20 protein-coding genes and 2 pseudogenes are annotated in these 19,005 nt (G+C 71.2%); 11 read left to right on the forward strand and 11 right to left on the reverse strand.

What is annotated here, in order from left to right; genetic code table 11:
• Positions 1 to 62: 62 nt before the first annotated feature.
• The 3 genes from ACH4D3_RS05500 to ACH4D3_RS05510 all read left to right on the forward strand — a co-directional run bounded on the left by ACH4D3_RS05500 (position 63) and on the right by ACH4D3_RS05510 (position 3,209).
• A complete protein-coding gene (locus ACH4D3_RS05500; protein ID WP_398316555.1) occupies positions 63 to 434 on the forward strand; it encodes a hypothetical protein in 372 nt (123 codons plus the stop codon).
• Positions 435 to 544: 110 nt separating this feature from the next.
• Positions 545 to 2,560 carry an FAD-dependent oxidoreductase gene (locus ACH4D3_RS05505; protein ID WP_398316557.1) on the forward strand — a complete coding sequence of 672 codons (2,016 nt, stop codon included), beginning with the start codon at positions 545 to 547 and terminating at the stop codon, positions 2,558 to 2,560.
• A 97-nt stretch (positions 2,561 to 2,657) separates the two neighbouring features.
• Positions 2,658 to 3,209, forward strand: a complete 552-nt coding sequence (locus tag ACH4D3_RS05510; protein WP_398316559.1) for a PadR family transcriptional regulator — start codon at positions 2,658 to 2,660, stop codon at positions 3,207 to 3,209.
• 20 nt (positions 3,210 to 3,229) lie between these two features.
• Here the strand turns inward: ACH4D3_RS05510 and ACH4D3_RS05515 are convergent, their stop codons facing one another.
• On the reverse strand, positions 3,230 to 3,787 hold the full coding sequence (locus tag ACH4D3_RS05515; protein ID WP_398316561.1) for a hypothetical protein: 558 nt from the start codon (positions 3,785 to 3,787) through the stop codon (positions 3,230 to 3,232).
• A gap of 201 nt (positions 3,788 to 3,988) precedes the next feature.
• The gene (locus tag ACH4D3_RS05520) at positions 3,989 to 4,987 is read right to left on the reverse strand and encodes a fibronectin type III domain-containing protein (protein WP_398316563.1); all 999 of its coding nucleotides are present in this window, start codon (positions 4,985 to 4,987) and stop codon (positions 3,989 to 3,991) included.
• Positions 4,988 to 5,387: 400 nt separating this feature from the next.
• On the opposite strand from ACH4D3_RS05520, the gene ACH4D3_RS05525 reads away from it, so the two are divergent.
• Entirely contained in the window at positions 5,388 to 6,248 is an 861-nt protein-coding gene (locus tag ACH4D3_RS05525; protein ID WP_398316565.1) for a glycoside hydrolase family 75 protein, read from the forward strand.
• Between the two features lie 17 nt (positions 6,249 to 6,265).
• Here ACH4D3_RS05525 and ACH4D3_RS05530 read toward each other — a convergent pair whose 3' ends face one another.
• The 3 genes from ACH4D3_RS05530 to dhaK are packed head-to-tail and all read right to left on the reverse strand — an operon-like array spanning position 6,266 to position 8,310.
• A complete protein-coding gene (locus tag ACH4D3_RS05530; protein WP_398316567.1) occupies positions 6,266 to 6,676 on the reverse strand; it encodes a PTS-dependent dihydroxyacetone kinase phosphotransferase subunit DhaM in 411 nt (136 codons plus the stop codon).
• Positions 6,669 to 7,268 carry a dihydroxyacetone kinase subunit DhaL gene (gene dhaL, locus ACH4D3_RS05535; RefSeq protein WP_109028845.1) on the reverse strand — a complete coding sequence of 200 codons (600 nt, stop codon included), beginning with the start codon at positions 7,266 to 7,268 and terminating at the stop codon, positions 6,669 to 6,671. The genes ACH4D3_RS05530 and dhaL overlap by 8 nt, the downstream gene beginning before the upstream one ends.
• Positions 7,269 to 7,317: 49 nt before the next feature.
• Entirely contained in the window at positions 7,318 to 8,310 is a 993-nt protein-coding gene (dhaK, locus tag ACH4D3_RS05540; protein ID WP_398316569.1) for a dihydroxyacetone kinase subunit DhaK, read from the reverse strand.
• A gap of 418 nt (positions 8,311 to 8,728) precedes the next feature.
• Between dhaK and ACH4D3_RS05545 the strand changes: the two genes are divergently transcribed.
• Complete coding sequence (locus ACH4D3_RS05545; protein ID WP_398316570.1) at positions 8,729 to 9,511, forward strand: DUF3152 domain-containing protein; 783 nt, start codon at positions 8,729 to 8,731, stop codon at positions 9,509 to 9,511.
• A gap of 208 nt (positions 9,512 to 9,719) precedes the next feature.
• Here the strand turns inward: ACH4D3_RS05545 and ACH4D3_RS05550 are convergent, their stop codons facing one another.
• The gene (locus tag ACH4D3_RS05550; RefSeq protein WP_398316572.1) at positions 9,720 to 10,325 is read right to left on the reverse strand and encodes a TetR family transcriptional regulator; all 606 of its coding nucleotides are present in this window, start codon (positions 10,323 to 10,325) and stop codon (positions 9,720 to 9,722) included.
• Positions 10,326 to 10,402: 77 nt separating this feature from the next.
• On the opposite strand from ACH4D3_RS05550, the gene ACH4D3_RS05555 reads away from it, so the two are divergent.
• From ACH4D3_RS05555 to ACH4D3_RS05575, 5 genes are all read left to right on the forward strand, one after another.
• Positions 10,403 to 11,881, forward strand: coding sequence for an aldehyde dehydrogenase family protein (locus ACH4D3_RS05555; protein WP_398316574.1), 1,479 nt, complete (start codon positions 10,403 to 10,405; stop codon positions 11,879 to 11,881).
• A gap of 218 nt (positions 11,882 to 12,099) precedes the next feature.
• The gene (locus tag ACH4D3_RS05560) at positions 12,100 to 12,792 is read left to right on the forward strand and encodes an SDR family oxidoreductase (RefSeq protein ID WP_398316671.1); all 693 of its coding nucleotides are present in this window, start codon (positions 12,100 to 12,102) and stop codon (positions 12,790 to 12,792) included.
• A gap of 66 nt (positions 12,793 to 12,858) precedes the next feature.
• The gene (locus tag ACH4D3_RS05565) at positions 12,859 to 13,779 is read left to right on the forward strand and encodes a zinc-binding dehydrogenase (RefSeq protein WP_398316576.1); all 921 of its coding nucleotides are present in this window, start codon (positions 12,859 to 12,861) and stop codon (positions 13,777 to 13,779) included.
• A gap of 56 nt (positions 13,780 to 13,835) precedes the next feature.
• On the forward strand, positions 13,836 to 14,330 hold the full coding sequence (locus ACH4D3_RS05570; protein ID WP_398316578.1) for an OsmC family peroxiredoxin: 495 nt from the start codon (positions 13,836 to 13,838) through the stop codon (positions 14,328 to 14,330).
• Positions 14,331 to 14,344: 14 nt separating this feature from the next.
• Complete coding sequence (locus tag ACH4D3_RS05575; RefSeq protein ID WP_398316580.1) at positions 14,345 to 15,031, forward strand: EthD domain-containing protein; 687 nt, start codon at positions 14,345 to 14,347, stop codon at positions 15,029 to 15,031.
• Between the two features lie 91 nt (positions 15,032 to 15,122).
• On the opposite strand, the gene ACH4D3_RS05580 is transcribed toward ACH4D3_RS05575, so the two are convergent.
• The 3 genes from ACH4D3_RS05580 to ACH4D3_RS05590 all read right to left on the reverse strand — a co-directional run bounded on the left by ACH4D3_RS05580 (position 15,123) and on the right by ACH4D3_RS05590 (position 17,841).
• Positions 15,123 to 16,070, reverse strand: a complete 948-nt coding sequence (locus tag ACH4D3_RS05580; RefSeq protein WP_398316582.1) for an AraC family transcriptional regulator — start codon at positions 16,068 to 16,070, stop codon at positions 15,123 to 15,125.
• A 407-nt stretch (positions 16,071 to 16,477) separates the two neighbouring features.
• Positions 16,478 to 17,212 (reverse strand): DUF1963 domain-containing protein, encoded by a 735-nt coding sequence (locus ACH4D3_RS05585; RefSeq protein WP_398316584.1) that lies wholly within the window; start codon positions 17,210 to 17,212, stop codon positions 16,478 to 16,480.
• 164 nt (positions 17,213 to 17,376) lie between these two features.
• The gene (locus ACH4D3_RS05590) at positions 17,377 to 17,841 is read right to left on the reverse strand and encodes a DUF6234 family protein (RefSeq protein ID WP_398316586.1); all 465 of its coding nucleotides are present in this window, start codon (positions 17,839 to 17,841) and stop codon (positions 17,377 to 17,379) included.
• A gap of 50 nt (positions 17,842 to 17,891) precedes the next feature.
• Here ACH4D3_RS05590 and ACH4D3_RS05595 point away from each other — a divergent pair.
• A pseudogene (locus ACH4D3_RS05595) lies at positions 17,892 to 18,183 on the forward strand (transposase); the annotation flags it as partial.
• Positions 18,184 to 18,212: 29 nt separating this feature from the next.
• On the opposite strand, the gene ACH4D3_RS05600 reads toward ACH4D3_RS05595, so the two are convergent.
• A complete protein-coding gene (locus tag ACH4D3_RS05600; RefSeq protein WP_398316588.1) occupies positions 18,213 to 18,794 on the reverse strand; it encodes a GrpB family protein in 582 nt (193 codons plus the stop codon).
• 46 nt (positions 18,795 to 18,840) lie between these two features.
• Positions 18,841 to 19,005: pseudogene (locus tag ACH4D3_RS05605) on the reverse strand (D-alanine glycine permease); the annotation flags it as partial.

Genomic DNA, 19,005 nt, shown 5'->3' on the forward strand with positions numbered 1-19,005 from the left:
TGCTTTTCTGGTGGTATCGGCGAGAGCGGTTTCGGTCACGACCACGAGAGGGAGCGATCACGATGGACGGTGAGCGACTGCATCCGGAGTCCGTCTCGGTGGAGCTGAGCGGATGCAGCAAGGAGGACGCCCGGACCGTGTTCGACACCCTGTGCGCGTGCTTCTCCTCCGACCGGCACGCGGGCGACGTGACCCGGGAGTACGACGAGGTGCGTCCGACCGTGTGGCTCGGCACCTTCGACATGGCCGATTCCCGCGGCGGCGAGTGCGACCCCGCCCGGCTCGGGGCGTCCGTGGAGGCCGACGCGCAGGGCGGCTACTGGGCGATCGAGAGGCTGCGCACCACCCTGGACTCCCTGTTCACCGTGCACGACCTGAGTCAGGCCTCCGGGGACCAGGAGCGGGAACTGCACGTACGGCTCGAGAGCCGCTGACGGAGCCCGCCGGCGCCGGTGTGGCGTACGCCGCGTCCTTGTGCAACTAGTTGCACAAAGGCGCGGCGGTCCTCTACAACAGAGGCACCACACCCCGCACGGAGGGCCCGATGAGCCGTTACCCGCACCTGCTGAGCCCGCTCGACCTGGGCTTCACCACGCTCCCCAACCGGGTCCTGATGGGCTCCATGCACGTCGGTCTGGAAGAGGCCGAGCGCGGGTTCGAGCGCATGGCCGCCTTCTACGCCGCCCGGGCCCGCGGGGGAGTGGGCCTGATCGTCACCGGCGGCATCGCCCCCAACGACGAGGGCCGCCCGTACGAGGGCGGCGCCAAGCTCACCACCGGGGCGGAGGCGGAGCAGCACCGTGTCGTCACCGGCGCCGTGCACCGCGAGGGCGGCCGCATCGCCCTGCAGATCCTGCACTTCGGCCGCTACGCCTACCACGCCGACCTGGTCGCCCCGAGCGCGCTCCAGGCCCCGATCAGCCCGCACGTGCCGCGCGAGCTGACCGACGCCGAGATCGAGCGCACGATCGAGGACTACGTCCGCACCGCCCGCCTCGCCCGCGAGGCCGGGTACGACGGCGTCGAGATCATGGGCTCCGAGGGCTACCTGATCAACGAGTTCATCGCCGCCCGCACCAACCACCGCACCGACCGCTGGGGCGGCTCGTACGAGAACCGCATCCGCTTCCCCGTCGAGATCGTCCGCCGGGTGCGCGAGGCCGTCGGCGAGGACTTCATCGTCGTCTACCGCCTGTCCATGCTCGACCTGGTGCCCGGCGGCTCCACCCTCGACGAGGTGATCACCCTCGCCAAGGCCGTCGAGGCAGCCGGAGCCACGATCATCAACACCGGCATCGGCTGGCACGAGGCCCGTATCCCCACCATCGCCACCTCCGTGCCCCGCGGCGCCTACACCTGGGTGACCAAACGCCTCATGGGCGAGGTGTCGGTCCCGCTCGTCACCACCAACCGCATCAACACCCCCGAGGTCGCCGAGGCGCTGCTCGCCGAGGGCACCGCCGACATGGTCTCGATGGCCCGCCCGATGCTCGCCGACCCCGACTTCGTCGCCAAGGCCGCGGCCGGCCGTTCCGAGGCCATCAACACCTGCATCGGCTGCAACCAGGCCTGCCTGGACCACACCTTCAGCGGGCAGATCACCTCCTGCCTGGTCAACCCGCGCGCCTGCCACGAGACCGAGCTGGTCCTGTCCCCCACCCGGCGCCGCAAGCGCGTCGCCGTCGTCGGCGCCGGACCGGCCGGACTGGCCTGCGCGGTGAGCGCCGCCGAACGCGGCCACGAGGTCACCCTGTTCGACGCCGCGAGCGAGATCGGCGGACAGCTCAACGTCGCCCGCAAGGTCCCCGGCAAGCAGGAGTTCGACGAGACGCTGCGCTACTTCCGCACCCAGCTCGCGGCGCACGGCGTCGACGTACGCCTGAACACCCGCGTCGGCATCGACGACCTGACCGGCCACGACGAGGTCGTCGTCGCCACCGGCGTCACCCCGCGCACGCCCGACATCCCCGGCGTCGACCACCCCTCCGTCGTCGGCTACCTCGACGTCCTGCGCGACGGCGCCCCGGTCGGCGAACGCGTCGCGATCCTCGGCGCGGGCGGCATCGGCTTCGACGTCGCCGAGTACCTCACCGACGGCGGCGACAAGGCCCACGAGGACCCGGAGACGTACTTCCGCCTCTGGGGCGTCGACACCGACTACCGCGCCCCCGGCGGCCTCGCCGCGCCCGAACGCCCCGCGCCGCCCCGCACCGTCCACCTGCTCCAGCGCAAGACCAGCAAGGTCGGCGCCGGGCTCGGCAAGACCACCGGCTGGATCCACCGCACCGAGCTGCGGCACCGCGGCGTCACCATGGTCCCGGGTGTGCGCTACGACCGGATCGACGACGCCGGGCTGCACATCACCGTCGGCGACGAGTCCACCGTGCTGGAGGTCGACACCGTCGTCCTGTGCACCGGCCAGGAGCCGAGCCGCGGCCTGTACGACGACCTGGTCTCCGCCGGCCACCGCGCGCACCTCATCGGCGGCGCCGACGTTGCCGCCGAACTGGACGCCAAGCGCGCCGTCAAACAGGGCACCGAGCTGGCGGCGGCGCTGTAGGGGACGGTACGGACGGGGGGCGGGAGGAGCGTGAGGGAGCGCGGGAGGAGCGCGGGAGGAGCGCGGGCGAAGGTCGGGCCGTCCCTAGGATGAGCCCATGTCACTCCCGCACGCGATCCTCACCGCCCTGGTCGAAAAGCCGTCGTCCGGGCTGGAGCTGACCCGCCGGTTCGACAGGTCGATCGGCTACTTCTGGTCGGCGACGCACCAGCAGATCTACCGCGAGCTGGGAAAACTGGAGGCTCAGGGCCTGATCCGCGCGCTGCCCGACCAGCAGCCGGCCCGCGGCCAGAAGAAGTCCTACGAGGTGCTGCCCGCCGGCCGCGCCGAGCTGTCCCGCTGGACCGCGGCCCCGCAGGACCCCAAGCCCCTGCGCGACACCATGCTGCTGCGGCTGCGCGCCGCCGCCGTGGTCGGCACCGCCGGTGTCGAGGCGGACCTGCGACGCCATCTGGAGCTGCACGAGCGGCAGTTGGCCGAGTACGAGGAGATCGAGCGGCGCGACTTCCCGCCCGGCCGGGACAGCACCGAGGACCGGCTGCGGCACCTGGTGCTGCGAGCCGGCATCGACCTGGAGACGTTCTGGACCCAGTGGCTCGGGCACGCGCTGGCCGAGTTCGCCGAACTGCCCGGCGACGAACCGGCCTGACAGCCTCCGCCGGTGCCCGTTCAGAACCGGTACGGCTTCGAGCGGCGGCGCAGGAACCAGGCCCCGGCGATGACGCCGGCCCCCACCAGCGCGCCGCCCGCCACCAGGGTGGCCGTGCCGTAGTCCTGGACGGCACCGCCGAGACCGCCCATGACGCCGCCGGGCGAGGCGGACGGGGTGGGAGTGGCCGAGCGGCTGGGCGAGGGGGAGGGAGAGGGGGTCGAGGAGACGATGACCGTCTGGGTGCCCGCGGTGCTGTTGTTGGAGCACATGACGATCACCGTGTACGTCCCCGGCGAGATTCCCGACCAGGCCGCGGACTGGCCCGAACCGCTGCCGGACAGGGCCACCTGACGCCCCTGGGCGAAGTCCCGCTGGCTGCTGGTGAGCAGGGAGGCGGTGCCCCAACTGCCGTTGAGCTGGGCGCAGGCCGTGGTCTTGACCGACACCGTGGTCCCGGTGGTGCTCACGGAGATCCCCGGCCCGGCCGGGGCCGGCCCGGCGGCCAGGGCGACGGGCAGCACGGCGGCGGCCGCCACGGTGGCGCCGGAGCGGAGAAGCGGCGATGAGATGCGCATGTGGACTGCCCTCCGGCGGCACGGTCGGCGGTACATCCCTTGCGCCGCCGGGGTCGGGAACGCCCGTGCCCCCTCTGGCAGCCAACAGGGCGCCGGCCGTGCCCGCATGCGGAGCGCGACCGCCCAGGTGACGCCTTCCCGGAGCCGGGCTTCCCCGGGCCGGGCTTCCCCGGGCCGGGCCGCAGCCGACCGGGCGGCGGGTCAGCCGTCGGCCCCCAACGTCACCTTCCGTTCCGCCGAGAAGCCGCCCCAGGTTCCGTCGGCCAGCCGCGCCCGGATCCGCACCCGGTGCACGACCCCGGCCTCGCGTCCGGCGTAGAAGCTGTACTCGGCGCGGTCGCGCGGTGCGTCGGCGCCGTAGACCAGCGAGGTCGCCGCCCGGCCGTCCAGGTGGACCTGGTACTCGGTCACCGGTGTCTCCGTGCGCGGCGGGACCCAGGAGAGGTCCAGGTAGTACGCCCCGTCGGTCCGGTGGGAGGCGGCGCGCAGGTCCGTGGGCGCGGTGGCGTGTCCGTCGTCGGTGCCCGGGGTGGTGAGCCGGACGGCGGCGCCCGCGGGGGAGACGTTGTCGGCGGCGTCCCGGGCCCGCACGGTGAACGCGTAGCGGGTGCCTGCCCGCAGTCCCGTCACCACGGCCGCCGTCTGGTTGCCGCCGACGCTGTGCACCTTCGTGTCGCCCTGGTAGACGTCGTACGACACGACACCGCGGTCGTCCTTCGCCGCCGACCAGGTGAGCTGCACCGCCCGGCTGCCCGCCGCCCGGCCGTGAACGTCTCCCGGGCGCGTCGGAGCGGAGTCGTCGGCCACCGCGGCGGGAGTGGTCGCCCGCACCTCCCGGCTGGGCGGCCCGAGCCGGCCCTCGGCGTCCCGCGCCCGCACGGTGAAGACGTACGCCGTCGAGGGGCGCAGCCGGGTGACGTCCACCATCCGCTCGGACTTCGGCACCTCCTTCACCAGCGTGCCGCCCCGGTACACCGCGTAGGTCCGCACGTCGTCGACCGCGTTCCACATCACGTGCGCGGTCGTCGCGCTGCCGGCCTCGGCCGTGACGCCCGTGGGCACTCCGGGCAGCGCTCCGCCCGCACCGTCCCCGTCCCCGCCCGGGCCCCAGCCGCAGGAGGTGAGCAGGAGGAGCGTCCCGCAGAGCAGGGCGAACCCGGCGAACCGGCGCGGGAGAGGGGGAACGGGAACCTCGCGCACGGCTCTGCCTCCCCTGCGGCGCCGGTTAGACGGCGGTGGGCTGTAAAAGTCCGGACCAATATGACGCCCGTGACGCGGTCACATCAAGAGGGTCGTGGGTGACGACCACTCGGAACGGTTACGTATGCTGAGTGACATCACGGCCGAACTCCCTTCATCACCGGGGAAGTTCGGGCCGGTGGCGCGTGGACCGCTGTCGTCGCCATCCCGCGCCGGCGCGGGCGGCCGGGCGGGCCGGAGCCGGAACAGGCCCGGCCCGCCCGCCCCCGGTCCCGCACCCCCGACGCGCCGGGCGTTCGGCGGGCGTGCACCGTCTGGCCCTGCGAAAGGTGGTCGCGCGGGCGTTTCGGGGACAGATGAGGCCGAGTGCCCGTCCATGCCCCCGAGGAGAGGCCACATCGTGCGTGTCCAGTCGCTGACACTGGTCGCGGCCAGCGCCGCCCTGCTCGCCCCCACGACGTTCCCCGGCGCTTCGCCCCCGCCGCTTCCCGAACCGCCGGCGCGGCTGCTGCTGCCCGGTGCGCCGGACCGGACGGGGCCCCTGCGCGCGGACCGGTCCGGAGTCAGGATCGGCCCCGTGCCGCACGTCCCGGCCGGGCAGCCCGCGCCCCACGTGCGGCTGCGCACGGACTCCGGCCAGGAGGCCGGGGGCTCCTCGCAGCGGGGCGGGAGCGGGAGCCCCGTCCGTGCCGCCGACCTGCTGGCCAGGGTGCGGGACTGCGACCCCGTCTCGCGCGGGCGCTACCGCAGCGACGCCGGAGCACCGGCGGACATCCCGGTCTGCGGCACCAAGGAGGCCGTGTACTGGAAGGCCGACCTGGACGTCGACTGCGACGGCCGGCCCGGCGACCGGTGCAACAGCGGCACCGACCCGCACTTCAGCCCCGCCACCGCGTACACCGGGTCCGACGGCCGCCCGCTGGACGCCGAACGCCTGCCGTACGTCGTGGTGCCCGGACCCAGCGACACCTGGGACCACCGCGAGGACGACGTCCGCGGCGGATCGCTCGCGGCCCTCGTCCACGGGGACCGGGTGCGGTACGCGGTCGTCGGCGACGTCGGCCCGAGCGACCTCATCGGCGAGGCCTCCTACGCGGCGGCACGCTCCCTCGGCATCCCGGCGGACCCCGAGGGCGGCGGCGTGGCCTCCGACGTGACGTACATCGTCTTCAAGGGCAGCGAGGTCGAACCCGTCGAGGACACGGCCGCGGCCGAGAAGACGGGGGAGCGGCTGGCACGGCGGTTCGTGGAAGGGGGCTGAGCGGGCGGCCGGTGCCTTCAGACCTTCCGGTAGGAGTACGCCTCCGCGGCCGCCGCCTCCACGGCCGCGAGGTCGGCGCCCGTCGAGGCCGTGACGACCGCCGCCACCGCGCCCTCGACGAAGGGCGCGTCCACCAGACGGGTGTTCTCGGGCAGTTCGTCACCCTCGGCGAGCAGCGCCTTGACGGTGAGCACCGCACTGCCCAGGTCGGTGAGGACGGCGACCCCCGCGCCCCGGTCCACCGACGCGGCGGCGGCCGCGACCAGTTCCGAACTGGTGCCGAACTCTCCGGACGCGGTCCCGCCCGCCGGGGCGACTGCCACCGCTCCGGCACCGCCCGACAGGGCCTTCGCCAGCTCCGCCACCGACGCGGCGACCGCGGCGCTGTGCGACACCAGCACGATCCCCACCAGCTTCTCGTCACTCACCGGCCGTCTCCTCCAGCGCCACGAAGAGCAGCGCGGACGAGGTCGCCCCCGGGTCCTGGTGCCCGATGCTGCGCTCGCCCAGATAGCTCGCCCTGCCCTTGCGGGCCTGCAAAGGCGTGGTCGCCTCGGCCCCCTCGACGGCCGCCGTGCGGGCCGCCGCGAAGGAGTCGCCCAGCGCGTCCACGGCGGGCACCAGGGCGTCGACCATCGTCTTGTCGCCCGGGGCCGCACCGCCGAGCGTCCGGACCGCGTCCACGCCCGCCCGCAGCGCCTCGGCCAGCTGATCGGCACTCACCTCGGGGGAGTCCCCGAGCGCCTTGCCGGTACGGCGCAGCAGTGTCCCGTACAGCGGCCCCGAGGCGCCGCCGACCGTGGAGATGAGCTGGCGCCCGGCGAGGATCAGGACGGCGCCGGGAGTGTCGGGTGCCTCCTTCTCCAGCGTGGCGGCCACGGCCGTGAAGCCGCGCTGGAGATTGCTGCCGTGGTCGGCGTCGCCGATGGGCGAGTCGAGGGCCGTGAGCCGGTCCGCCTCGCGGTCGACCAGCGCGGTGGCCGCCGTCATCCAGCGGCGGAAGAAGTCGGCGTCGAGCACAGGATCTCCTTGCCTGGTAGGTACCTCGCGATTCTTCCCCCGTCGGCCGTCACATGCCCCACCGCAGGCCCGGAGTACTGACCGGCGCGTCCCACAGCCCGAGCAGCTCCTCGTCGATCTCGCACAGGGTGACCGAGGCGCCGGCCATGTCGAGGGAGGTGACGTAGTTGCCGACGAGGGTGCGGGCGACGGCCACGCCGCGCTCGCCGAGTACCCGCTGCACCTCGGCGTTGAAGCCGTACAGCTCGAGGAGCGGCGTCGCGCCCATGCCGTTGACCAGGACCAGGACGGGGTTGCGCGGGCCGAGGTCGGTCAGCACCGCGTCCACGGCGGCGTCGGCGATCTCGCCGGAGGTCATCATCGGCCGCCGCTCCCGGCCGGGCTCCCCGTGGATGCCGATGCCCAGCTCCAGCTCCCCGGAGGGGAGGTCGAAGGTGGGGCTGCCCTTGGCCGGCGTCGTGACGGCGCTCAGCGCCACCCCGAAACTGCGCGAGCTCTCGTTGACCCGGCGGGCGATCGCCTCCACCTGCTCCAGCGGACGCCCCTCCCGCGCCGCCGCACCGGCGATCTTCTCGACGAACAGGGTCGCGCCCGTGCCGCGCCGCCCGGCCGTGTAGAGACTGTCCGTCACCGCCACATCGTCGTTGACCAGCACTTTCGCGACCTGGATGCCCTCGTCCTCGGCCAGTTCGGCGGCCATGTCGAAGTTGAGCACGTCACCGGTGTAGTTCTTGACGACGAAGAGCACCCCGGCCCCGCTGTCAACGGCCGCCGCGGCCCGCACCATCTGGTCCGGCACCGGTGAGGTGAACACCTCACCCGGACAGGCGGCCGTCAGCATCCCGGGTCCCACGAACCCGCCGTGCAGCGGCTCGTGCCCGGACCCGCCCCCCGACACCAGGGCCACCTCCCCGGACACGGGTGCGTCCCGCCGCACGATCACCCGGTTATCGACGTCCACGGTCAACTCGGGATGGGCGGCGGCCATACCGCGCAGCGCATCAGCGACGACGGTCTCGGGGACGTTGATGAGCATCCTCAACGGTATCTCCTAGGCAGATAGCAGATGGGCGCTTGACCAGCGTATCTGCTGGTCAGGGTGGTGGAGGCTAGTTCGGTACTGATGCCGACTCAATGCTGACTTCGGTGACGCTGCGTCAGGTCTTCGCGGCGATTCGGACTACAGGCCGACAAGCGTCCTGCAAGGGCAGTATCGACCTTGCGACCGCGAAGGTCACGCGAGGCGACGTCTGAAGGGGCCAGGGAGTACCGGTCTGGCAGACACGACCAGAGCGCAGGGCCGAGGACGAGGCGCTGAACCATCGCATCGCCGAGGACGACCGGCTCACCGCCGACGCCGAAGCCCCGGCCCCGGATGAGGCAGCCGAGGGGCCCGTTGGGCAGGACGTGTGGGTCGACTAAGCTCGACGTCTTGGTCTGAACCATGGGGGGTGTGGTCTGTGCGGCGGTGGGGGTCCGGTCAGGAGCGCGCCGTCCGGAGCCGGACGGGGCGAACGTGGCTCGCCTGGCTGGTGGCAGGGGGCGTGCTGCTGAGCTGTGGGAGTGCGTACGGCCTCTGGCGGCACAGCAAGACTGTGCGAGCCGTTGCCCGTTGCTTGCGGACCCCCGCCGCAGCGTCGCAGACCGAGCACGAAGACCGGAGGGCGGTCTCCGTGCCGGTGGTCGGTCCCGGCACGTTCGTCACCGCGGCCGCCGAAGGCCGGGTGGTCGGTACGGGAGCGCGGCTGCGGAGGTACCAGGTGCAGGTCGAGGACGGCAGCGGCGTCGTGGCGGACGCTGCGGCACGGGAGATCGCCGGGATCCTGGGGGAACCGCGCGGCTGGGGCAGCGACGGCGTGAACTCCTTCCGGCTCGTGGCCTCGGGGCCGCGCGACTTCGTCGTCAAAATCGCCACGCCGCACACGGTGGACTGCCTGTGCGGCGCGGCCGGCCTGGACACGCACGGTGAGGTCAATTGCAGTGTCGGCCGCACCGTGGTGGTGAATCTGCGCCGCTGGCTGCTCGGTTCGCCGGAGTTCGACGGGCCGATCGAGGAGTACCGGGCGCTCATCATCAACCACGAGGTCGGGCACCGCATCGGGCACGGCCACGAGACCTGCCCCGGTGCGGGCCGGCCCGCACCGGTGATGATGCAGCAGATCAAGGGGCTGAAGGGATGCGTCGCGAACGCCTGGCCGTTCGACGCCGACGGGCGCTACCTCGGCGGCCCGCACGTCTCTTGACCGGTGACGGGCGAACACCGAAGGGACCGGGAGTCCCGTGCCGTATTCATCGCCAACGTGCACAGCCTGAGGTGCCTGGAAGCTCCGCACTGACGGGAACCTTCCGCCCCATCGCGAGGGCGACTTGACGCACGATTCATACCTAAACGATCTCTCAGAGCGCCCTCTGGGAGTCGCGGCGTCCGCTTACCGCATACGCCCGACTGTCTCACGCGTCGGGTCGGCCGACGAAGGCGCGGCGCACGGCCTCGTGCAGGGAGGCCCGGCGGCGGCGGTGGATCTGCTGTCCCTCCGAGGCGGTTCCCGTGGTGGTGATGCTGGCGGCTGACCACGTCATGGCCATCGCGATGACCATGGAATGGACGTCCTGGGCGTCGATGTCGGAGTTGAGGGTGCCGTCCTCCTGGCGCTCGACGAGCGCGGCGATCTTCGCCGAGTCGTCGCTGCCCGGGAACAGTGCTCCGACGGGCCTGCGCTCCAGGCGGTTCCAGGTCGCCAGCCGTACCAGGGCCGGATCGGCCAGATAGGCGTCGTACAGCCGAACCGCGTAGCCGGGCAGGTCGTGCGGGGTCAGCCGGACGGCGTCGAGCAACGCATCGACGTGTTCCGCCAGCACCGCGTCGAACAGCGCCTCCTTGCTCGGGAAGTGGGAGTAGAGCTGGGACTTGTTCGCCCGTGCCTGTTGCGCGATGCGATCCACCCTGGTTCCGGCGATGCCGTGGTCGGCGAACTCCCGGGCCGCGGCATCGAGCAGCCTTCGGCGAGTGGCCTGTCCGTCGCTGCGTACCCGTCGCTGCTCTCGTTCCTCAGTCACCCCTCCATCTTAGATGAACCAGTCAGTCCATCTCCGTGTTAGCTTAGATGGACCAACTGGTACTTCTAGGAGTGATCATGAATGCGATTTCGGAGCGAGAACGCCTCGCGCCGGCCCTGCTGACCGAAGGGCCGCTCCGTCTCCTGATCGGCGGAAACTGGGAGCCGGCACGGTCCGGCAAGGTGGCGCCGACCACGGACCCGACCACCGGGCAGGTGCTGACCGAAGTGGCGGTCGCGGGCCCCGAGGATGTCGACCGTGCCGTCGCCGCCGCTCGCCGGGCCTTCGAGTCCCCGTCCTGGTCGGCGATCACGCCCCAGGAGCGGGGGCGTCTGCTGTTGCAGATCGCCGACGTGGTGGAGGAGCACGCCGAGGAACTGGCCGTGCTCGACTCGCTGGACATGGGCGGCGCCCTGGTGACCATGCGGTGGCTGGCGGGGCAGTGCGTCGACGTCCTGCGTCACTACGCGGGCTGGCCCACCAAGATCTACGGGCAGGCGGCGCCGTCCGAGCCCTCGAAGCTGCACTACGTCCTGCGTGAACCGCTCGGCGTCGTCGCCGCCATCACGGCGTGGAACGGCCCGCTGCAGCAGCTGGTCTGGAAGATCGGCGCCGCGCTGGCCACCGGCAACACCGTGGTCGCCAAGCCCGCCCTCTGGAGTTCCCTCTCGGCGATCCGGCTGGGCCAGTTGCTCGCGGAGACGGACCTGCCCCCGGGTGTCGTGAACATCGTCACCGGGGACGGTGGAAGCACAGGGGAGGCGCTGATCAGCCATCCCGGCGTCGACAAGATCTCGTTCACCGGCTCACTGGCCGTCGGCCGCCACATCCAGGAGACCGCGGCTCGCGATCTCAAGCGGGTCACCCTGGAGCTGGGCGGGAAGTCGCCGACGATCGTGTTCGACGATGCCGATCTCGAAGCGGCCGCGCAGACGGCGGTAGCCGGATTCGCGATGGGGAGTGGACAGGGATGCGTGGCCGGCAGCCGGATCCTGGTCCAGGAAACGATCTACGACCGGTTCCGCGAGCTGCTGCTCGAGGAGATGGGGAAGTACGTCGCCGGCGACCCCTTCGAGCCAGGCACGATGATGGGCCCGCTCGCGGCTCCCGAGCACTATGCACGGGTCAGCGACTGGATCGACACTGCTCGCGAGGAGGGGGCGACCGTGACCAGGGTCGCGGACTGGGAAGCCGACGGGCGGTTCATCCCACCCACCTTGCTGGAGAACGTCGATCCCGGTATGCGCTCTGTCCGGGAGGAGATCTTCGGTCCGGTCTCGGCGCTGATGTCCTTCACCGACGTCGAAGACGCGATCGCCCGGGGCAACGACACCGAGTACGGCCTGTCCGCCTCGGTATGGACCCGAGACATCGGACGGATCAACCGAGTTGCGCGTGGCATACGCGCGGGCACCGTCTGGGTCAACACGTTCGGCGACATAAGTACCGGGACAGTGCCGTTCGGCGGGTTCAAGGGCTCGGGCATCGGACGGGAGCACGGGACCGATGTTCTGAACGCCTACACCGAGGCCAAGACAGTAATGATCAACACCTGACCGGTGCGGCCGGTGGCGTTACGGGTCGGGTCGGGTTGGGCTGGGGCCCTCGACCGGCGCAGCCCGCCGAACGTCTGGAATCCGCTGGCGTCCGTGGCGCGATGTGCCTCACCCCGGTGAGGCAGACGGACACATCATCGACGCTGCCGAGCATCGTCACGTCCGTGCTGAGTTCCTACCTTCGAAAGGAGACATCAGCCCGACATCTGGAGAAGCAGTTGAAGATCGAGAACTCAGTGGCGCTCGTGACGGGAGCGAACCGTGGCATCGGTGAACAGTTCGCCCGCAAGCTCCACGAGAGAGGGGCGTCGAAGGTGTACGCCGGGGCAAGGGACGCCTCGCGCGTGACGGTGCCGGGTGTCGAACCGGTATCGCTCGACATCACCGACCCGAAGTCGGTCACCGCGGCCGCAACGCTGGCCGGCGACGTCACACTGCTGGTCAACAACGCTGGAGTCGCTCAGGCGCAGGATCTGGTCGACGGTGATGTCGACCGGATCCGCGCCGAGATCGAGACGAACGTCTTCGGGACGCTGGCGATGATCCGCGCCTTCGCTCCGATACTGGCCCGCAACGGTGGCGGGGCGATCGTCAACGTCCTCTCCGCGGCCTCCTGGTTCTGCTACCCGGGGAGCAGTTCCTACGCGGTGAGCAAGGCAGCACAGTGGAACTTGACCAACGGTGTGCGCATGGAGCTGAACGCGCAAGGCACGCTCGTCGTCGGCGTGCACGTGGGCATGGTCGACACCGACCTGACGGCCGCCCTGGACGTGGAGAAGATGCCGCCGGCCGAGTTCGTCGAGATCGCGCTCGACGGGCTCGAGAACGGCCGGCTGGAGATCGTCGCCGACGATCTGAGCAGGCGCGCCAAGGCCGCCCTGGCCGGTGCGCCCAGCCTGGCTGTCCCCTGAGGACCCTCCTCGACCCGGTGGTGACCGGCTTCGAGGGAACACACAAGATTGCTAGGAGCAGTTGGCATGCAGGCACTCGTTCATGCCCCGTCGGCTCGGACCGGACTTGCTTTCGCTGAGGTCCCCGACCCCGTACCCGCCGTCGATGAGGCACTGGTCGCGGTGGAAGCGGTGTCGTTGAACCACGGGGAGGTGCGCTACCTCGCCGCGATGCGGCAACCGGGCGAGGTGCCGGGCTGGGACGCGGCCGGCGTCGTCGTCACCCCTGCCGCCGACGGTTCCGGCCCACCGGCCGGCGCCCGCGTGGCGACCTTCGGCGCCGCCGGTGGGTGGGCCGTTCTTCGGGCGGTGGCGACCGGCGAGCTGGCCGTCGTTCCCGACGCCGTCGATCTCGGGGCCGCCGCGACCGTGCCCGTCGCGGCGGTGGCCGCGCTGCGGGCGCTGCGCCGGCTCGGGCCCCTGCTGGGCCGCCGTGTCCTTGTGACCGGAGCCTCCGGTGGGGTCGGGCGCTACGCCGTGGCGCTCGCGTCCCGGATGGGTGCCGAGGTCGTGGCCGCCGTCGGCTCCCCCGGGCGCGAGAAGGGGCTGCGGGAGATCGGCGCGTCTCGTGTGGTGCACGGCCCTGAGCTCACCGGCCTCGCCGGCAGGCTCGCGGGCATCGTCGACAACGTCGGCGGCGCCGCGCTTGCCCGGGCGGTCGACCACCTCGAGCCCGGGGGGATCGCGGTGAACGTCGGCGCGACCTCCGGAGAGCCGCTGGTCCTCGATCTCGAGGCGCAGCGCCGCCGTGCCGCCGGTACCCGCGTCGAGATCTTCGTCCGGGGCGGCGAGAGCGCCGACGACCTCACCTTGATCCTCGACCTCCTGGCGAACGGCTCGCTCGACCCGCACATCGGTTGGCGCGGGTCGTGGCGCGACGCCGACGACGCGGTCGACGCCCTGCTCGGCCGCAAGATCGACGGCAAGGCCGTCCTCGACATTTCCTGACCATCCGGCCATCCGGCCATCCGACCGTCCGTTCTCCCTCAGCATGAGGAGCCAGCATGTCCACTGAAGACCGCGCCACTCTGTACCCCGGCACCGCCCGACCCCCTACACGCACCGCCCGCGTCGCATGGGAGGGAGATCTCGAAGGAGGCTCCGGCCAGGTGACGCTGGAGAGCTCACGGGTCGCCACGCACCCGATCTCCTACTACGAGCGCACCGCGCAGGAGGCCGGCGGCACCACCAGCCCCGAGGAGCTGCTCGCCGCCGCGCACACAACCTCCTACGTCATGGCCCTCTCGGCGGTCGTCGCGCAGTCCGGCGGCACCCCGCAATCCCTGGACGTGAGCGAGGACGTCTCGCTCGCACCCGATCCCGCGGGCGGCTTCCGGCTCGCGGGCCTCACGCTCACCGTGCGCGGGCGGGTCGCGGGCCTGGACGCCGACGGCTTCGCCGAAGCCGCTCGACGCGCCGCCGGCACCGACCCGTTCGGCAAGGCGCTCGCCGCGGTGCAGATCACCGTGCATGCCGAGCTCGAGCTTTCCCCACGTTGAGACGGAGAACTCCCATGATCCGTTATTTCGCCATGCTGACCCGGTTGCCCCAGGTCGCCCCGGAGGTGTTCCACGATCACTGGCGCCACCCGCACGCGACCTACGGCAGCCTGATCCCCGGCATCCGCACCTATGTGCAGGCCCATCAGATCCACAGCGACCTGCTCGACGCCGACCAGGCCACGCACGAAGCCATTTCGGTGATCGAGTTCGACTCCGTCGCCGAGGCCCGCGGCCTGGTCGGCGAGCGGCAGTACTACGACTGGATCCTCCCCGACGAACCCCTGTTCATGGACAAGTCGAAGATCGAGAACTTCGCCACGGAGGAGGAGGTGCTCGTCGCCCGCCCCCGGCCCCAGGACGGGGCGAGCTACGGCGATGCGCAGTGGTACCACCTCGACCGCAGCGTGACCATCCAGCTTCTGCAGTTCGTCCGGCTCGACGGCAACCCCGACTGGGCCAGCAGTGACGACGCCGACCTGGGCCGGCGCATCGGCGCCCTGCGCCACGTGCGCAACCACCCCTCCAGCGAGTTTCACGGCGACAACCCGAGCTTCCTCGGGGCACGGCAGCTCTGGTGGCCGACCCGGACCGCCTTCGAGGACGGCGTGGCCGCGGACCCGGAGGCGTTCACCGAGCTCATCGGCCGCGGCGGCCACTCCCTGACCGTCCTCGTGCAGTCGGAGCGCTTCGTCCGATGACCAGTCGCGCCGTCCGGTGCGGCATCGATCACCTCAAGTGTGCCGGTGATTTGGTGCACGTGGCGGCCGGCACCCTCCGTGCGTGCGACCGCTACGTCGGCAGTCGGCGACCGATGTGCGCGGCCGTGCGCACATCGGTGCGGAACTCGCTCGGTGTCAACCCGTGAGCACGCCGAAAGGCGCGACTGAACGCGTGCGGCGAGGTGTACCCGACGGCGGCGGCCACGGCCTCGACCGTGTCATCGGTGTCGCGAAGCCGTGCGACGGCTAGATCGATACGCCATGCCGTGAGGTAGGCGCCGGGTGTCTGGCCGAGCGCGGCCGGGAACCGACGCGACAGGGTGGCGCGCGACACCCGGATCGCGGCGGCCAGGGTCGCGGTCGTCCAGGCGCGGTCGGGCTCGCGGTGGATGCACTCCAGCGCATCGCGGACGACCGGGTCGCGCAGCGCACCGAGCCACGAGGTGGGCGGCCGCGCCGGTTGCGTGGTCAGCCACGCCCGGACGAACTGGAGCAACAGCAGATCGATGAGGCTGTTGACGGCCGCGGTGGTGCCGATCTGTGGGTGGGCCAGTTCCCGGGTCAGCAGCCGGACGGTGTCGTCGAGGTAGGCCCGCTCGCTCGCTGCCACGTGCACAGATCCCTCGAGAGCGGTGATCACCGGCGTGCTGATCTCCGGGTCCTGCTCGTAGTGCAGGGTCATCAGCGTGGTTTGCGTCGGTGGTGCCCCGAGTTGCACAACGCCCCCGACCACCCGCGCCCGGTCGGCCCTCTCTCGGTCGCAGGGGCCCATCATGACGCCCGGCTCGCTTGCCAACCCGTGCTCGGTGCCCGCGGGGAGGAGCACGGCGTCGCCGGCTTCCATCCTCCGCGGCCGCGTTCCGGGGACAGTGAGCCACAGTGTCCCGGCAGTGACAACGTGCAGGGCGACGCCGGGAAAGGTATCCAGCCACAGTCCCCACGTCTCGCCGGCCTCCACGCGCGTCCCCAACGAGCCCCGCGCGCCGGAGACCCGCAGGGCGTCTGCCAACAGGTCCATCTCGCCAACCTACCCGATGAGAACCGGCGGATCCGCCGGCTGCCATCAGGCACGCACCAGCTGGTCCGACGGGGGTCCGGTGAGGCCGGCTGCTTCCGTGGTGCCCCACTTGCCGGTGGGCCAGAGGTCGAAGTCCACATAGTCGAGGTTGCTGTCTCCGCGTCGCTCATGTCGGAGTCGTAGCACCGTACGCCGTCCGGACCGTCGGCCGCGTTTCCGGAGTGGACGAGGCTGGCACGAATACGTCACAGTGGGTCATCAGGGCCTCCTGGCGACTCGGTTGACTCGACAGCACCGAGATGTTCAGAAGGCCCCTCTTTCATGCCCGGCCGTCCGGCGACCACCTGAACGAGACCGGCCGGACCAACAGGCACGTCGCCGCGGCTGCTGCTTGCCTTGAGGCCACGTCAGCCGGTCATGTCGTACTCGGCCCGGGCCTGGGTGAAACGGCCGGCGGCCAGATCGTCCCGGCGAATCACCCAGTGGACAAGGCCCAAATCCCCTTCGACCGCATCGCTCCCGATCTCCGCGAGCAGCACCCAGTCGCCCGGGCCGTGGTCGATGTCCAGGACGGGATCGTTGTTCCAGACCCAGGGGTAGCCGCCTATCTGCACCGATCCGCCCGTCTGCATGTCGCAGGAGGTCTCCCACCACACATCGCCCAGCTCGTCATTGTGCGGGAACCCCTCGATGTGGTCGCCGCGGTTGGGCAGCGAGGGATCGATCACCAGATGGAGATCTCCGCCCGGGTAGACCTTCGGCGGCCGCTCACCGCCCGGACCGCGTTCGGCAACCGGCCTGCCTGCCGGGACGTGGACGAGCCGGGACCAGCCGCGATCGTCGCTGTACGGGGCGCTGTCGGACGTGTCCGCGAAGAAGAGCAGCGTGCCCTCCTTCGGCAGCGGGAGGTCGGTCGCGCCCGGTGGGATGGCCGCGAGGTCGACCGAGGCGAGGAACGGCAAGTTCGGCACGGGCTCGTCCTCGGGCATCGGCGGCAGTCCGCCGAGCCTTCCGGCCACCGGGCCGTCGGCCGGCTCCCCTGTGCCCAGCGACGCGCACGGACGGACGATTGTGCCGAGCCACCGCTCGACCTCGTCCTGCGGTATGCCAAGGCGGAGGGCTTCGTCGCGGAACGGATCCATCGATCTCATCTTCACAGAATATCCAGCGGTGATCATTGTCCGCCTACCACGTGCCCGCGGACGCGACACAGCGGGACATCAGGGCCTCCTGTCCTCGGCTGACTCGACGTCAGATGAGATGTTCAAGAGGCCCTACTGCTATGCACGGCCCTCAGTTGTGGGTCCTACCGGTCGGTCACGTGGTTCGTAGGCGGTATCCCGGTCTTCGTTGGCAGCGGAGGTGGGTGGGCACGCTCGTACTCGTCGTGCCAGGCAACGATCGTGAAACACAGTGCAATGGCTGCCACGAGCAGTTGGACCGCACCTGCGAACGGATGTGCCGAGTACAGGAAGATCACGGCGATCACGAGCACGCCCAGTGTGAACCCGCCGAGCCAGAGGATCGGAACCCAGTCCATCGGGGGTGCCGCGGTTTGCCCGTCCGCACGGCCCCATCCACGGATGACCGACGTCAGGCCCAGCAGAAGGGCGACCGGGATTTCGATGAGCAGGACGATCAGGCTTATGCAGCCACCCGCGAACCCGTCGCTTCGCGAGTCTGAAGGCTTTCCAGGGCGGCAGTCGTTCCCCGGCAAGCGCGGTATACGTGAACTCGGCTCGAAGGGCATGGTCACACGCTCGTACGCCATGCCGTGCGCTGTATCACGGTTCACCGGGCCGAGACCGAGTCGTGGCCGAGCAGGTGCTGGCCGGGCTGCCGCAGCCCGAGGCCGCCGACGGACGCCTGGTCCTGGCGGTGGACGTCACCCCCTGGCTCCGTCCAGTCGCGCCGACCGACCCGGACCGCCTGTTCTGTCACGTCTACGGCCCCGATCGGACGCTCCTCGGACCAGTACGTGCCCGGCTGCGAACTCACCACCGCCCAGGTCCGCCGCGTGGTCGAGGACCTCATCGACATGGACCGCTGGCACCCGGGTGACCGCGACGTCCTCATCGTCGTCGACGCCGGCTACGGCGCCCCGCGCATGGCCTAGGCACGGAGCGGTGACGTTGCTCCGTGTCAGCGGTCGGCTGCTTCGGCTCGGGACTTGATCGCTCGGATGACGTCGGTCTTGGCGTCGGCGTAGTCGTTCATGTCGTCCCACCGCTGGTCGAACAGGGCTCGCTTGACGCTCTCGTACAGGGCGCGGTCGTCCGCGTGGGTGCGCAGGTGGTCACGGAAGAGGAGGTACTCGTGCACCGCCGCGTCCCCTCTTTCGTATACGTGCACATGCACGTCGCGAGCGGGTGTGCGCACGAGCCGATGTCCCGGCTCGCGAACCCGCAGTTCGTAACCGGCGGCCAGCAGCGCGTCGAGGTAGTCCTCCTCCGCCGTGATGTCGGCCACCGCGACGACGATGTCCACGATCGGCTTGGCGGCCAGTCCTGGGACCGAGGTGGAGCCGATGTGCTCGACATCGACATCGACATCGACCTCGACGTCCTGCGCCGCCAGCGCGTCGAGGATCCGACGCCGGTGACGCTTGTAGTCCTCCGCCCACCGGGCGTCGTAGCCGCTGAGGCCGACCTCGAGCGCCTCCGGGCCGCCGATGATCTCGACCGTTGTGACGTCCGGCCGACGGCGCCCACCGCTGTTCGTCACCAGCACATCCTTTACGTCCGGGGCGAGTTTACCGCGGGCGGCGGCATCACCTGCGCGGTCGGACGGTGGTCTTCGCCGGCTCCTGGTCTTCGTCGCCTCCGGTGTCCTGACCGGCGTTGCGGGCGCGGACGAATTCGAGGAAGGAGCCCAGTTCGCGCTTGACGACGGGGGCGAGGAGGTAGAGGCCGATGATGTTGATGACGGCGAGGGT

Origin of the sequence: Streptomyces sp. NPDC018026 (assembly GCF_044327745.1) — a bacterium.
GTDB lineage: Bacteria > Actinomycetota > Actinomycetes > Streptomycetales > Streptomycetaceae > Streptomyces > Streptomyces rubrogriseus.